A 14,094-nucleotide genomic window follows, 5' to 3' on the forward strand; every position below is an offset into this window, starting at 1 on the left:
AAATAAATTTGAGTTGATATAATAACTTTATTCCGGTCTATCTAACTCCCGCCCCCCCCCCCTACCCACTTCCCAGACCTGAAGCCCCCCCACCCCCCCCCCGCCCCCCCCCCCCCCCCCCCCGGTTCTCATTCGTCAGAAATCGGCAGGTTTAGTTTAGCTCGCCACGCTGGCCTGCGGCGCCGAGCGCTCGATCAGCATTTGCCGGACGGTCGACATCGAGGCACTCAGTTCGCTGATGGCGTCATCGATCAACGCCCGCTGCTTCTGCAGGCGGGCAAGCTGCTTCTCCGACTTGTCGAGCGCCAACCGCAACTGCTTGGTGTTGGAGCCGTTCGGATCGTAGAGGTCCATCATCTGCTTGACGTCACGCAGCGAGAACCCGACCTTGCGGCCGAGCAAGATCAGTTTCAGCCGGGCCCTGTCGCGGCGTGTATAGAGACGGGTTGAGCCGTCACGCTGCGGGTTGAGTAGACCCTTGTCCTCATAGAAACGCAGCGTGCGCAGCGTCACTCCGTATTTCTTGGCCATTTCGCCGATGCGGACAAGCTCTTCACCGGCTTCGCTCGACATATCGTTGGTATTGGCCGCGGCTTGGCCGGGCGAAATAAGTTTCATGGTCACTGGCTTTCCCCGTCTGGTGGCGTCGCGGTCGCGGACCTTGCGTCGCCTGAGTGAAAGCGGGGGCGTGCTTCCACTCGTGGTTTCAACAAACAAATCGCAAACAGCGTAATCCGCTCATTTACGTTTACGTCAATGCTATATCGATAGCCGCCTTACGACGCAAGAGCGTTCTGGGCTTGGAACTTTATGCCGCAGCGCCGGTGGATAACCTAAAAGTCGTGGCCGATTTCGGGAGCGATCATGCGGCTGATCAAAATTCTACAGCGTCTTTTGTGCGTCCAAAAAGACACCCGGCGCCGTCCGCAGCCAGTCGACAAAGTTGCAACTTCTTAAGCTTGGTTAACGCGTTGTTTACCACGTTGGGGCGAAATGTGCGCATGTCGGTTACCCGTGTTTATCCTGTATTGAATTTTTCACGGTTTTTCGGAGCGCGGGTAAGACCCGGGAAGCTCGTCTTCCACTGCAACAAGCCAAGCAGTCGCGTTCGTCCCGGCAGGACTTTGGGAACCTGGTGAAAGCCAGCAATTCTGAAACGGGCGCATTGATGAACAGCAAGCGGTCCTACCTCGATACACTCAACGCCGGCAGGCAGCGCAGGCCGCACACGACGCTTGAAGAGCTCAACCGTTCCCTGGAAACGCTGGAGCAGCGACTGGAGCGGACGCGCGAGGAGACTGCAAGCCATCCCGGTCCACGCCGACCAGCGGCAGAACCGCGCTATCCTAGTGCCCAACCCTATGGCCAGCAGCGCCGGTACGAGGACCCACGCGACGCGCAGCGGCCGAAAGGTCCAGCGGCGGCCGTCGACCAGAACTACCAGGCGATCGCCCGCGATATCGACCGGGTGCGCGGCCAGGAGGACGGCGTCGCCCTAGCCGGCAAGATCGCTGGCGAATTGCGCGGCCTGCGCGAAGAGCTTCGCCAGCAGATGACCTCCGGCCTGCAACGCGAGTTCGACGCACTGCGCAAGAATATCGAGCGAGCCTACCAGTCAAATGGCGGCGGCAAGGGCAGCGCCGAACTCGGCGTCGAATTCGAGCGGCTTTCCGGCGCCATCCAGACGCTGGCCGAAAAAAGCGACGACAGAAGCGTCAATATGTTGCGGCTCGAGCTTGAGCAGGTCAAGGCAGCTCTCGATACGCTGGCGCGCGAGGAGAGCGTGCAGGCAGTGGGCCGCCGCTGGGACGATTTCGACCGCCGCTGGAGCGCCTTCGAGGACCGCGTCGACGCCGATCAGCGCAAGCGCTCCGACGCGCCCGGCCTGTCGGCGCTGACCGAGCGGCTCGAACAGATCAGCAATGCCGTCAGCAATCTGCCGGAATCGCTGTCGCTGCGCTCGCTGGAGGAAAAGGTCCGCATGCTTGCCGGAGCGGTCGACCATTTCGCCCGCCAGCAGGACCATCGCGGCAGCGACACATTCAGTCAGATCGACGAGCGGCTCGACGAGATTTCCCGCGCGATCGTCGCCTCGACGGTTGCCGCGCAAGCCAATTCGTTCGACCCCGAGCCCTTCGAACGCATCGAGAAGCGGATCGATTCACTGGCCCAGCAAATCGAAGAAGTGTCGCAGGATCGTCCGGGCCGGGAGGTCATCGACCGTCTCAACACATTGTCGAGCCGCGTGGATGAGCTGGCCGGCCGAGCCAATCTGCCGGAACAAGCTATGGAGCGCCTTGCCAGGCAAGTCGCGCTTATCGCCGACAAGATCGACCATGCACCTGCCATGCCCGACGCCGACTACATCTTCCAGGGGCTCGAGCAGCGCTTCGATGTGCTGTCCAGCATGATGGAACGTCGCCAGGGCGACGCCATCGAACAAGGCAACATGCTGTTTCGCGACCTTGAGCGCCGGTTGGACGAAGTCGCCGACAGGCTGGATCAGCGCATGCCGCAGGTCGACAGCGCCGGCATCATGGATGCCATCGACGCCCGCTTCACCGCGCTGGCCAAGCGGATGGAGACGCGCGTTCCAGATCGCGCCAGCGAGGCGGCGATCCGCGGCCTGGAGAGCCGGCTCGAAGACATTTCAAGCCGGCTGGATTCGTCCGCGGCACAGGTCGCCAGCATCGACCCGGCGTTGATCCGCAGCCTCGAAGCGCAGGTCGCGGGCCTGACGGCGCATCTTTCCAAGCCCGGCACGCCGCTGCCGGAATTCGACGACATCAGCCCGCGCCTCAACGAGATCGAGAAGTCGCTGGCCGGAACCCGCGATTCCATCCTCGGCGCGGCGCGCGAGGCGGCCGAGAGCGCCGTCCGCTCGCTGGCCGGATCAAGCGCCAACACGGCGGCCGTTACCGGCCTCGCCCAGGACCTGAAGACGCTCGAGGCGCTGACGCGCCGTTCGGACGAGCGCAATTCAAGGACGTTCGAGGCTATCCACGACACGCTGCTCAAGATTGTTGACAGGCTAGGTTCACTGGAGACCGGCGAACCGGCAAGCGCAGAGTTGAGCAAACGCTTCGGCCGGGCATCCAAGATCTCGGTGCAGGACGCACCGTCGATGGACATCGACCAGCCGCTGCCGTTAACGGGCAACATGGCCGATCTGGACGGTCGCACCGCGGCGCTCGTGCGCGACGAGCCAGGTCCGCGTACGCCGGCCGAGGCGGCCGCGGCAGCCGCCCTGGCGGCCCTCGGTTCAGACACGACGCATGAAAAAACCGAGCAGGGCGGCGGCAGGAAATCGATGTTAGGCGGGCTGGCGCGCGCCTTGAAGGGCAAGAAGGAGGCCGAGATGCCGCCGCTTGCCGGCTCGGCGTCGAGCGTCGAAATACCGAGCGTCGATCTCGACGAGCCGCTCGACCCCAAGGTCGCCAATCGGCCATTGGAACCCGGCTCCGGCGCCCCCGACCTCAGCGCCATCATGAAACGTGTGCGCGACGAGCGCGGGCAGCCGGCCCGCGAAGGCGGCGCCGAAGCGGCGAAATCGGACTTCATCGCGGCAGCCAGACGGGCTGCGCAAGCGGCGGCCGCCGAGGCGGACGCCCTTAAGCGCCAGTCGACGATGAAAGGCCCGGTCAAGGCGCTCAGGATAGGCGACCTGCTCAAGGCGCGGCGCAAGCCGATCCTGATGGGGGCAATTGCCATCATGCTGGCGCTTGCCGGCCTGCAACTGGGCAAAGCCTTCTTCTCCGATCCGGTCGAAGTCGCCAACAATGACGCGGCGCCGGCTGTGGCCGCACAGCCGGTGGAGACTGCATTGGCCAGCGTTGCCAGCGAACCGAAGGCGGACGCGCAGACGGCAGCGCAGGATAGCGCGCCGTCCTCCATCGTCAGGCAGGCAGAGCCGTCCGCAGCGACGACCAAGGACGACACGGCGGCGCAAACCGGCCCCGCCACACCGGCAACCGAGGCATCGACAGCCCCCGCGGCAGCCCCTGACATGGCGGCGCCAGACGCCACGGCCGCAGTGCCCGCACCGGCAGCGGCGACGGCCAGCGACGCCGAGCCAATGGCTGCCGCGCCTGCTACCACCACAGCTGCGACGCAGGACACGACGGGCACGGTGCCGCCGGCAGATGCTGCCGCGGCAAGCGTTGCCAAGATCGAGGTTCCGGCCGGTGTCGGTCCGGCCGCCCTGCGCGATGCAGCGGCCGGCGGCGACGCCAAGGCACTGTTCGAGATCGGCTCGCGCTACGCCGAGTCGCGCGGCGTCAAGGAAGACATGGCAGCGGCGGCCAAATGGTACGAGAAAGCTGCCGATCTCGGTTTCGCACCGGCAGAATACCGCATCGGCAATTTCTACGAGAAGGGCATCGGCGTCGCACGCGACATCAAAAAAGCGAAGACCTGGTACCAGCTTGCCGCAGAGCAGGGCAACGCCAGCGCCATGCACAATCTGGCCGTGCTGTTTGCGATGGCGGCGGATGGCGTGACCGACAATGAATCGGCAGCGCGCTGGTTCCAGGCGGCGGCGGACCTCGGCGTCAAGGACAGCCAGTTCAATCTCGGCATCCTTGCGGCGAAGGGCGTCGGCATGAAGCAGAACCTCGAGGAGAGCTACAAATGGTTCGCGCTCGTCGCCAAGACCGGCGACAAGGATGCGGCGGCCAAGCGCGACGAGATCGCCAAAGCCCTGAGACCCGAGCAGCTGGAGCGTACGCGTGCCGCGGCCGAGCTGTGGAAGGCCAAGCCGCTCGATCCAGCCGCCAATTCGGCCGACATTCCTGAATCGTGGCAGGACGGCACACCGCAGACGACGGCCGGCATCGACATGAAGAAAGCGGTCCAGAACATCCAGCGCATCCTCAACAAGAACGGCTACGAGGCCGGCAATCCCGACGGCATGATGGGCCGGAAAACCAAGAACGCGATCATGGCCTTCCAGACCGACAACGACATGAAGGCAACCGGCGCGATCGACGAAAAGCTGGTCAAGGCGTTGCTCGCGCGCAAATAACGGCGGATGCGTCGTTTCCGCGACGCCCTTGCCACAGATTTGCCTGTTAACTGATTGAGTTGTTTTTTGTTTCTGCGGTGCGACGAAGTTTGACTTCACCGCCCGGCCGGCGCAAGAACGAGATAGCCTTCTGACGCAAAATGCCCGCAACGGTTGCATTCGCCAGGAGGCAAACTGATCGAGACTGACGGGTGGGCATCTATCTCCCGATCGCGGAAATTTCCGTTAACGTCTTCGTGCTGCTGGCCATGGGCGCAGCGGTGGGTTTCCTGTCGGGCATGTTCGGCGTGGGCGGCGGCTTTCTCATCACGCCGCTGCTGATCTTCTACAACATACCGCCCGCGATTGCGGTCGCCACCGGCGCCAACCAGGTCATCGCTTCCTCCTTCTCCGGCGCCCTGTCGCACATGAAGCGCGGCACGCTCGACTTCAAGCTCGGCGGCGTGCTTTTGGCCGGCGGCATCGTCGGCTCGACCGGCGGCATCTATGTCTTTGCGTTCCTGCGCCGACTCGGCCAGCTCGATCTGTTCATCTCGCTGCTCTACGTCGTGCTGCTCGGCACTGTCGGCGGGCTGATGCTGGTCGAGAGTATCAATGCGCTGCGCGTCACCCGCAGCGGCGCCGCACCGGTGTTGAAGAAATCCGGCCAGCACAACTGGATCCACCGCCTGCCGCTGAAGATGCGGTTCAGGGCCTCGAAGCTCTTCGTCAGCGTCATTCCGGTGCTTGGGCTGGGCGCGGCGATTGGCTTCCTATCGTCGATCATGGGCGTCGGCGGCGGCTTCATCATGGTGCCGGCCCTGATCTACCTTTTGAAAGTGCCGACCAACGTCGTCATCGGCACCTCGCTGTTCCAGATCATCTTCACCTCGGCTTACACCACGCTGGTCCACGCCACCACCAACCAGACGGTCGACGTCATGCTCGCCTTCCTGTTGATGGCAGGCGGCGTCGCCGGCGCACAATATGGCGCCAAGGCCGGTCAGAGGCTGCGGGGCGAACAACTCAGGGCGCTGCTGGCGCTGCTTGTGCTGGCGGTCGCCATCCGGCTCGCCATCGATCTTTTCGTCACGCCTCCCAATCTCTATTCGCTGTCCGGCGTGGGCCTGAGCTGATGGCTGGCTTGAGGACGCTCGCGGCCGCCGCCTTGCTGTCGCTGCTGGCCGCGGCGTCAGCGGCGAAGGCACAGACGCCACTAACCGAAAACATCCAGATCGGCCTTTCCACCGACAATGTCTCGATTACCGCCGGCTTTTCCGGCGCCGACCTGACCATCTTCGGATCGCTGGAAAATGCCGATCCGCTTGTCGCACGGCAAGGGCGCTACGACGTGATCGTTGTGCTGGAAGGCCCGGCCCGACCGGTCGTCGTGCGCCGCAAGGACCGGGTGCTCGGCGTCTGGGTCAATCTGGAGTCGGAGACCTTCGAAAACGTACCTGTCTCCTATTCTGTGGCGACGACGCGGCCGCTGCAGGACGTCACCGATCCGAACAGCTACAAGCAGCTGTCGCTTGGCGCCTCCAACCTCTATTTGCAGCCGGCCGACGCCGAGGACAGCCCGGCGACAATCGAGGAGTTCACCGCCGCGCTGCGCGAGCGCAAGGCGGCAACAGGCCTCTACAGCGAGAATGTCGGCGGTGTGCAGTTCCTGTCGCAGAACCTGTTCCGCGCCACCGTCAGGCTCGCTCCCAACGTTCCGGTCGGCACCCACAAGGCGCGCGCCTTCCTGTTCAAGAGCGGCCTGTTCATCAAGGAAAGCTCCGCCCAGCTCGAAATCCGCAAGTCCGGTTTCGAACAGTCGATCTTCCGCGTCGCCCACGACTACTCCTTCCTCTACGGTGTCTTTGCCGTATCGCTGGCCATGCTGACAGGCTGGCTCGGAAGACTGGTCTTCAGGAAAGACTGAACTCTCGTAAAAGTGGTTTCCCTTTCCGAGGGTATGGGCTAGACCGCGATCCCCGGTCCGACCGGGCACGAGCTGCTGCTCCCCAAATCAGAATATAGGAACGCACGATGCGACCAGCATTTGCCGGTATCGACTTCGGCACTTCGAATTCCACCGTGAGCGTGGTCAGGAACGGGCAGCCGCGGCTGGTGGCCTTGGAAGACGGCCAAGTCACTCTGCCCAGTGCGGTGTTCTTCAATTTCGAGGACAACCGCACCTATTTCGGGCGACGCGCCATCGCCAACTATACGGACAGTATCGAAGGCCGCCTGATGCGCTCGCTGAAGAGCGTTCTCGGCAGCTCGCTCGCTCACGAAAAGACGCGCATCAAGGCGCGCTCGATCGGCTTCATGGAAATTGTCAGCCTATTTGTCGGCCACCTGAAAAAGAAGCTCGAAGAAAACGCCCTCGACACAGTCGAAAGCGTCGTAATCGGACGGCCGGTACAGTTCGTAGACGACGACGCCGGGGCCGACGCCGAGGCCGAGCACGAACTCGAAAATGCCGCTCGCGCTCAGGGCTTCAAGCACATCGCCTTCCAATTCGAGCCGATCGCGGCGGCACTCGACTACGAACAGAAGGTGACGCGCGAGGAACTGGCGCTGATCATCGACATGGGCGGCGGCACGTCCGATTTCTCGATCGTGCGGGTCTCGCCCGAGCGCGCCCGCTCGCTCGACCGCAAGGACGACATCCTGGCCAGCCGCGGCATCCACATCGGCGGCACCGACTTCGATCGGCTGCTGAGCATCGCCCATGTGATGCCTCAGCTCGGCTATCTGACGTCGACTAAGGATGGCAAGCGCAATCTGCCGGCGAGCTACTTCATCGACCTGGCGACATGGCAGCGCATCAACCTGGTCTATACCGCAAGGGCGATGACGCATCTTCGCCAGATCCGCTACGAGGCAGAGCGCGCAGACCTGGTCGACCGCTTCATCCACATCGTCGAGCATCGTTACGGCCACGCGCTGGCGGCGCTGGTCGAAAGGGCCAAGATCGAGCTGACGGACCGATCGTCGGCCGGTATCGAGGTCGCGCTACCGGAGGTGAGGTTCACGGCAGAGATCACGCGCGAAGGTCTCGAAGCCACTATCGCTCGGGATATTGAGCGCGTTGCAGGTACCGTCGAGCAGACCGTCCGCGACGCGCAGGTGAAGCCCTCCGACATCACGGCGGTGTTCCTGACCGGCGGATCGACCGCGATCCCGCTGGCCAGGCAGCAGATCCTGGCTCTGGTGCCGCAGGCGTCGGTTATCGAAGGCGATGTGTTCGGCTCAGTCGGGCTTGGGCTGGCGCTCGACGCACAGCGGAAGTTCGCCTGATCGGCTTAAAGCGGCGCGGCTCTCTCAGCTTTGCCGCCGAGATGCGCCTTGAGCGCCATCTGGGCCAGGCTTGGCTGCCGGTCGCGATGCGTGATCATGGCAAATTCGCGCTTCGGCAGATCGATCGGCACGGAACGCAGACTGCCTTCGGCGACCGCGCGCGCGACGACGAGTTCCGAAATGATGCTGGCGCCGGCGCCGGCCTCGACCGCCTGGCGAATAGCCTCATTGCTCGGCAATACCAGGAATATCTGTAGGTCCGCGAACGAAATCCCGTCGCGTCGGGCAAGGTCCTCCAGCGCCTCGCGCGTGCCCGACCCGCCTTCGCGAATGATCCAGCGAAGCCCGCCAAGGTCGGGATGCCCAGGCGAAACTTCCGCGATCTCAGGGTGCGAGCGCGCCACGACCAGCATCATGCGATCGATATCGACCTTGGCACGCCGCAAAATGTCGGATTCGGTGCGCCCCTCGACCAGGCCAAAATCGGCTGCGCCATCAAGTACATTGGTCTCGACCTGCCTGGTGTTGCCAATGCTCACGCTCAGCCTGACGGCAGGATAGGCTTCGTGGAAAGAAGCGAGCCGGCGCGGCAGCCAATAGCTGGCGATGGTCTGGCTGGCAGCGATCGAGAGACTGCCTGATATCGTCTGCGAGACATGCTCCAGCACGTTGTGGGCGGCCGCCGCCCGCTCGAGAACCGCCTTGGCCTCCGGCAGGAACCGGCGTCCGGTCTCGGCGAGCTCGATATTGCGGCCCACTCGGTTGAACAACTGCACGCCGTGCTGCTGTTCGAGCGAGCGGATGGCGGCGGACGCGGCCGACTGTGAAATGCCTAACAAGTCGGCCGCTTTGGTCATGTGCGCCCGTTCGGCGACGGCGACGAAGATCCGCAATTGGTCCAGAGTCATGCCAGCATTAAGAAGCAACTCCTATTGGAATTACAAGAACAAGTTGTTGGACAGATCGATTGCTTTGTTCTAAATTTTGGCCCGAAATTGGAAAAAAGTCGCGCCAGAACAGTCGAGGGTAGAAATTTGGTGAGGCTGTTCAAATCCGTGTTCACGCACTGGTCCTGCAGCCTGCGGTGGCGGCTCGTCGGTGAGCGCTATCGTCCGGAACAGCATTACATGCGCGGCCCAGGCCCGAAGACGAGAGCCAAGGCCGCGGAACGCAAAAACATCGCCGGATCATGACCAACAAACCGCTACGCGGCGCCAACTCAGCACCATCCCAACGGCCGCTTGCCGATACGCGCGCGCCCGCCGAAGGCGACGGCGTCGATACTTCGCCTGATGTCTCCGACAGCATCGCCAAGACCACCTGCTATATGTGCGCCTGCCGCTGCGGCATCGACGTCCACATCAAAGACGGCAAAGTCCGCTACATCAACGGCAACAAGGACCATCCGGTCAACCGCGGCGTGTTGTGCGGCAAGGGCAGCGCCGGCATCATGCAGCACTACAGCCCGGCCCGGCTGAAGAAGCCGCTGCTACGCACCGGCCCGCGCGGCTCGGGTGAGTTCCGCGAGATCGAGTGGGAGGAAGCTTTGTCGATCGCGACGAAGCGGCTTTCGAATATCCGCCGAACCGATCCGAAGAAACTCGCCTTCTTCACCGGGCGCGACCAGTCGCAATCGCTGACCGGCTGGTGGGCGAGCCAGTTCGGCACACCGAACTTTGCCGCCCATGGCGGCTTCTGCTCGGTCAACATGGCGGCCGGCGGCCTCTACACGATCGGCGGCTCGTTCTGGGAGTTCGGCGAGCCCGACTGGGACAACACCAAGTACTTCATGCTGTTCGGGGTTGCCGAGGATCATGATTCCAATCCGATCAAGATCGGTCTCGGCAAGCTCAAGGCACGCGGCGCCAAGGTGGTCTCGATCAACCCCTGCCGCACCGGCTACAACGCGATTGCCGACGACTGGATCGGCATCCGGCCCGGCACCGACGGCCTGTTCGTGTTTGCACTCATCCACGAATTGCTGAAGGCAGGCCGCGTCGATCTCGACTACCTCTTGCGCTACACCAACGCCCACGGCCTCGTCATTCAGGAGCCTGGAGCCGTCGATGACGGGCTGTTCATGCGCGACGGCGACGGCAATCCGCTGGCTTGGGACAGGGTGGCGAAGATGCCAGTCAATGCCAGTGACGCCGACGCGAAGCCCGCACTGACCGGCAGCTTTCTCGTCGACGGCCGCCGTTGCGTGCCGGTCTTCCAACTCGTCGCCGACCGCTATCTGGATGAGAGCTATTCACCCGAGGCGGTCACTGACCGGTGCGGCATCTCCGCCGATACCATCCGCAGGATCGCCGCCGAACTCGCTCATGTCGCCTTCGAACAGCAAATCGAATTGCCGGTGGCGTGGACGGACTGGGCCGGCCGCCGGCACGAGACCATCAAGGGCCGGCCGGTGTCGATGCATGCGATGCGCGGCATCTCGGCCCATTCGAACGGTTTTCACTCTTGCCGCGCCATTCATCTGCTTCAGGTGCTTCTCGGCACGGTGGACGTGCCGGGCGGCTTTCGCTTCAAACCGCCTTATCCACGGTCTGCACCGCCGGGTCCGAAGCCAGCCGGCAAGAATGTGAAGCCGATGACGCCGCTCGAGGGCATGCCGCTCGGTTTTGTCTGCGGACCGGGGGACCTGCTGATCGACGAAGGCGGCAAACCGATCCGTATCGACAAGGCCTACTCCTGGGATGCGCCGCTGGCCGCACACGGGCTCATGCACACGGTTATCCGTAACGCCTGGGCCGGCGATCCCTACACGATCGACACTCTGTTCATGTACATGTCCAACATGGCTTGGAACTCGTCGATGAATACCGTCGAGACGATGGCCATGCTGACCGATATTGATGCGTCGGGTGAGTACACGATCCCGTTCATCATCTATTCCGACGCTTATTATTCCGAGACCGTACCTTTTGCCGATCTGGTGCTGCCGGACACGACCTATCTCGAGCGTCATGACTGTATCAGTTTGCTCGATCGGCCGATCAGCCACGCCGACGGGCCGGGCGACGCCATCCGCCATCCCGTCGTCGAGCCGGATCGCGACGTCAGGCCGTTCCAGACGGTGCTGATCGAACTCGGCGCGCGGCTCAGCCTGCCCGGCTTCGTCGACGACGATGGTTCCGCCAAATACCGCGACTATCCCGACTACATCGTCAATCACGAGCGCACGCCAGGTGTCGGTCCGCTCGCCGGCTGGCGCGGCAAGGACGGGGCCTCGGTCGGCAAGGGCGACGTCAATCCCGACCAGTTGCAGCGCTACATCGATAATGGCGGCTTCTGGCACCAGGATTTCGCCGCCGATCAGCGCTACTACAAGATGGCCAACCGCTCCTATCTCGAATTCGCCGAGAGCATGGGCTTCATCCCGAAGGCCGAGCCGATCGTCTTCCAACTCTATTCCGAGCCGATGCAGCGCTTTCGCCTTGCGGCGCGCGGCCATGGCGAGGTGCTGCCGCCGGAGGCGGAGCGCAGCCGTATCGAGACCTATATGGATCCGCTGCCGTTCTGGTACGCGCCCTTCGAAGAGGCTGCAGTCGATAGCCAAGCCTATCCGCTCCACGCGCTGACGCAGCGGCCGATGCACATGTACCATTCCTGGGGCGCGCAGAATGCGTGGCTAAGGCAGATCACCAGCCAGAACCGGCTGTTCGTGCACAATCGGACCGCCGCCAGCCTCGGGCTTGTCGATGACGACTGGGTGTGGATCGAGAGCATCAACGGCAAGGTCAAGGGGCAGATCAGCCTGATCGACGGCGTCAACGCCGATACGGTGTGGACCTGGAACGCGATCGGCAAACGGCGCGGCAGCTGGGGGCTCAAGGATGACGCGGCCGAATCCAATCGCGGCTTCCTGCTCAACCACATCATCGGCGACCAGACCTCTGCCGATGCGAATGGCAAACGCTATTCGAATTCCGATCCTGTCACCGGCCAGGCGGCATGGTTCGACCTGCGCGTGCGCATCGTCAAATGCGCGGCCGAGGAAGCTGGCTTCACCGAGCCGCAATTCGAGCGGTTCCGGCAGCCGCCACACTTCGAGCCCTCGCCCGACAAGCTCAGTTTCGGCGCCGAATTCCGTCGGGAGAGAGAAGCTGCCGAATGACTTGCCTTCCCGCCCACACCGACAAAAAGCTCGGCCTGGTCATCGACCTCGACACCTGCGTTGGTTGCCAGGCCTGCGTCACCGCCTGCAAGGAATGGAACACCGGCGGCCATATGGCGCCGCTAACCGACATCGACCCCTATGGCGGCAATGTCGACGGCGTCTGGTTCAACCGCGTGCACAGTTATGAGCACATGACCGAGATGGGTGGGCGCACGGTCAATTTCCCGCGCTCCTGCCTGCACTGCGAGACACCGGCGTGCGTCACGGTCTGCCCGACCGGCGCCTCCTACAAACGGGCGTCGGATGGCATCGTGCTGGTCGACGAGGACAAATGCATCGGCTGTAAATTGTGCAGCTGGGCCTGCCCCTACGGCGCGCGCGAATTCGACACGGATGTCGGCGTGATGAAGAAATGTACGCTGTGCGTCGACCGCATCTATAACGACAATCTGGCGGAGGAAGACCGCGTGCCGGCCTGCGTTGCCGCCTGCCCGACCAGCGCGCGGCATTTCGGCGATCTGGGCGATCCGGCATCGGCTATCTCGCAACTGGTGGCGGAGCGCGGCGGTGTCGACCTGATGCCGGAGATGGGCTACAGGCCGACCAACAAATATCTGCCGCCACGCGCCCACACCAATCGCGCCGCATCGGTGCCGGCACAGGCGCTCCAGCCGATGCGAGCCGAAGGCGGTTTCCTTGGCTGGGTCGACCGCATGCTTTCGAACTGACCCGCGCCTTCATGCATCCAGCCTTCTCCGTCGTCTTTTTCACCACCGCCACGGGCGCCGGTTACGGCCTGCTCGCGCTGCTTGGCGTGTTGGCCGGACAGGGCTTTATCCCGCCCGATTTCTGGCTTGGCCTCACCGGCATGGGGCTGTCGCTCGGCCTGATCTCGGCAGGCCTGCTGTCCTCGGCCGGCCATCTCGGCCGGCCCGAACGCGCCTGGCGTGCCTTCTCGCAATGGCGTAGCTCATGGCTGTCGCGCGAAGGCGTTGCCTCGGTCGCCACCTTCGTGCCGGCGGGACTGTTCGGTATTGGCTGGGTGGTCCTCGGCCGTACGAGCGGCTGGGTGGCTGTCGCCGGGCTGCTCGCTGCCATCGGCGCGGTCGCAACCGTCTGCACCACCGGCATGATCTACGCGTCGTTGAAGCCGATCGCCCAATGGCACAGCCGCTTCACCCTGCCCGGCTATCTGATCTTTTCGGCGATGACCGGCAGCGTACTGCTCAACGCCCTGCTGCAGGGATTTGCGGCAGGCTCGAATATGCTTCTGGCGGCTGCCCTGTTGCTGACCGCGCTTGGCTGGGGTTTGAAGCTGGCGACCTGGCGATACAATGATAGGCTGGAGATCCCGACCAATGCCAACACCGCAACCGGGCTTTCCGGCGGCACGGTGCGGTCGATGGAATGGCCGCATACCGAGGAAAACTATCTGCTCAAGGAAATGGGCTTTCGCATCGCACGCAAGCACAGCGCAAAGCTGCGGCTGATCACCCAGGCTCTGGCCTTTGCCTTGCCCGCTTTGCTGCTGATTGCGGCGTTTGCCTTGCCGTGGCCCTTTGCGGCGGCTTCGTCGATACTCTCCGCAATCGCCCAACTCGCCGGCATGCTGGTGGAGCGCTGGCTGTTCTTCGCCGAGGCCAAGCACACTGTTACCCTCTATTACGGACGATAGGGC

Annotated in this window: 9 protein-coding genes; 7 read left to right on the forward strand and 2 right to left on the reverse strand. The window is 63.5% G+C overall.

Features of this window, described 5'->3' with window-relative positions:
- Positions 1-156 precede the first annotated feature (156 nt).
- Positions 157-618, reverse strand: a complete 462-nt coding sequence (locus NKH71_RS14795) for a MerR family transcriptional regulator (RefSeq protein WP_023719513.1) — start codon at positions 616-618, stop codon at positions 157-159.
- A 550-nt stretch (positions 619-1,168) separates the two neighbouring features.
- Here NKH71_RS14795 and NKH71_RS14800 point away from each other — a divergent pair.
- From NKH71_RS14800 to NKH71_RS14815, 4 genes are all read left to right on the forward strand, one after another.
- Positions 1,169-5,023 carry a peptidoglycan-binding protein gene (locus tag NKH71_RS14800; protein WP_352483220.1) on the forward strand — a complete coding sequence of 1,285 codons (3,855 nt, stop codon included), beginning with the start codon at positions 1,169-1,171 and terminating at the stop codon, positions 5,021-5,023.
- Between the two features lie 191 nt (positions 5,024-5,214).
- A complete protein-coding gene (locus NKH71_RS14805) occupies positions 5,215-6,138 on the forward strand; it encodes a sulfite exporter TauE/SafE family protein (protein ID WP_023719515.1) in 924 nt (307 codons plus the stop codon).
- Entirely contained in the window at positions 6,138-6,929 is a 792-nt protein-coding gene (locus tag NKH71_RS14810; protein WP_023719516.1) for a TIGR02186 family protein, read from the forward strand. The genes NKH71_RS14805 and NKH71_RS14810 overlap by 1 nt, the downstream gene beginning before the upstream one ends.
- A 107-nt stretch (positions 6,930-7,036) precedes the next feature.
- Positions 7,037-8,293 carry an Hsp70 family protein gene (locus NKH71_RS14815; protein WP_352483221.1) on the forward strand — a complete coding sequence of 419 codons (1,257 nt, stop codon included), beginning with the start codon at positions 7,037-7,039 and terminating at the stop codon, positions 8,291-8,293.
- Between the two features lie 5 nt (positions 8,294-8,298).
- Here the strand turns inward: NKH71_RS14815 and NKH71_RS14820 are convergent, their stop codons facing one another.
- Entirely contained in the window at positions 8,299-9,201 is a 903-nt protein-coding gene (locus tag NKH71_RS14820; RefSeq protein ID WP_023719518.1) for a LysR substrate-binding domain-containing protein, read from the reverse strand.
- A 281-nt stretch (positions 9,202-9,482) separates the two neighbouring features.
- On the opposite strand from NKH71_RS14820, the gene NKH71_RS14825 reads away from it, so the two are divergent.
- Genes NKH71_RS14825 through NKH71_RS14835 form a run of 3 tightly spaced genes read left to right on the forward strand, consistent with a single transcriptional unit; the run spans position 9,483 to position 14,091 of the window.
- Positions 9,483-12,413, forward strand: coding sequence for a molybdopterin oxidoreductase family protein (locus NKH71_RS14825; RefSeq protein ID WP_352895141.1), 2,931 nt, complete (start codon positions 9,483-9,485; stop codon positions 12,411-12,413).
- The gene (locus NKH71_RS14830; protein WP_023719521.1) at positions 12,410-13,144 is read left to right on the forward strand and encodes a 4Fe-4S dicluster domain-containing protein; all 735 of its coding nucleotides are present in this window, start codon (positions 12,410-12,412) and stop codon (positions 13,142-13,144) included. The genes NKH71_RS14825 and NKH71_RS14830 overlap by 4 nt, the downstream gene beginning before the upstream one ends.
- 11 nt (positions 13,145-13,155) lie before the next feature.
- A complete protein-coding gene (locus tag NKH71_RS14835) occupies positions 13,156-14,091 on the forward strand; it encodes a dimethyl sulfoxide reductase anchor subunit family protein (protein WP_023719522.1) in 936 nt (311 codons plus the stop codon).
- The last annotated feature ends 3 nt before the right edge of the window (positions 14,092-14,094 follow it).

Origin of the sequence: Mesorhizobium sp. M0983 (genome assembly GCF_040318975.1) — a bacterium.
GTDB lineage: Bacteria > Pseudomonadota > Alphaproteobacteria > Rhizobiales > Rhizobiaceae > Mesorhizobium.

Bases quoted from the DNA above. Each gene is read 5' to 3' on its own strand.
- NKH71_RS14795 (WP_023719513.1), bottom strand. From the start codon at position 618: ATGAAACTTATTTCGCCCGGCCAAGCCGCGGCCAATACCAACGATATG.
- NKH71_RS14800 (WP_352483220.1), top strand. From the start codon at position 1,169: ATGAACAGCAAGCGGTCCTACCTCGATACACTCAACGCCGGCAGGCAG.
- NKH71_RS14810 (WP_023719516.1), top strand. From the start codon at position 6,138: ATGGCTGGCTTGAGGACGCTCGCGGCCGCCGCCTTGCTGTCGCTGCTG.
- NKH71_RS14815 (WP_352483221.1), top strand. From the start codon at position 7,037: ATGCGACCAGCATTTGCCGGTATCGACTTCGGCACTTCGAATTCCACC.
- NKH71_RS14820 (WP_023719518.1), bottom strand. From the start codon at position 9,201: ATGACTCTGGACCAATTGCGGATCTTCGTCGCCGTCGCCGAACGGGCG.
- NKH71_RS14825 (WP_352895141.1), top strand. From the start codon at position 9,483: ATGACCAACAAACCGCTACGCGGCGCCAACTCAGCACCATCCCAACGG.
- NKH71_RS14830 (WP_023719521.1), top strand. From the start codon at position 12,410: ATGACTTGCCTTCCCGCCCACACCGACAAAAAGCTCGGCCTGGTCATC.
- NKH71_RS14835 (WP_023719522.1), top strand. From the start codon at position 13,156: ATGCATCCAGCCTTCTCCGTCGTCTTTTTCACCACCGCCACGGGCGCC.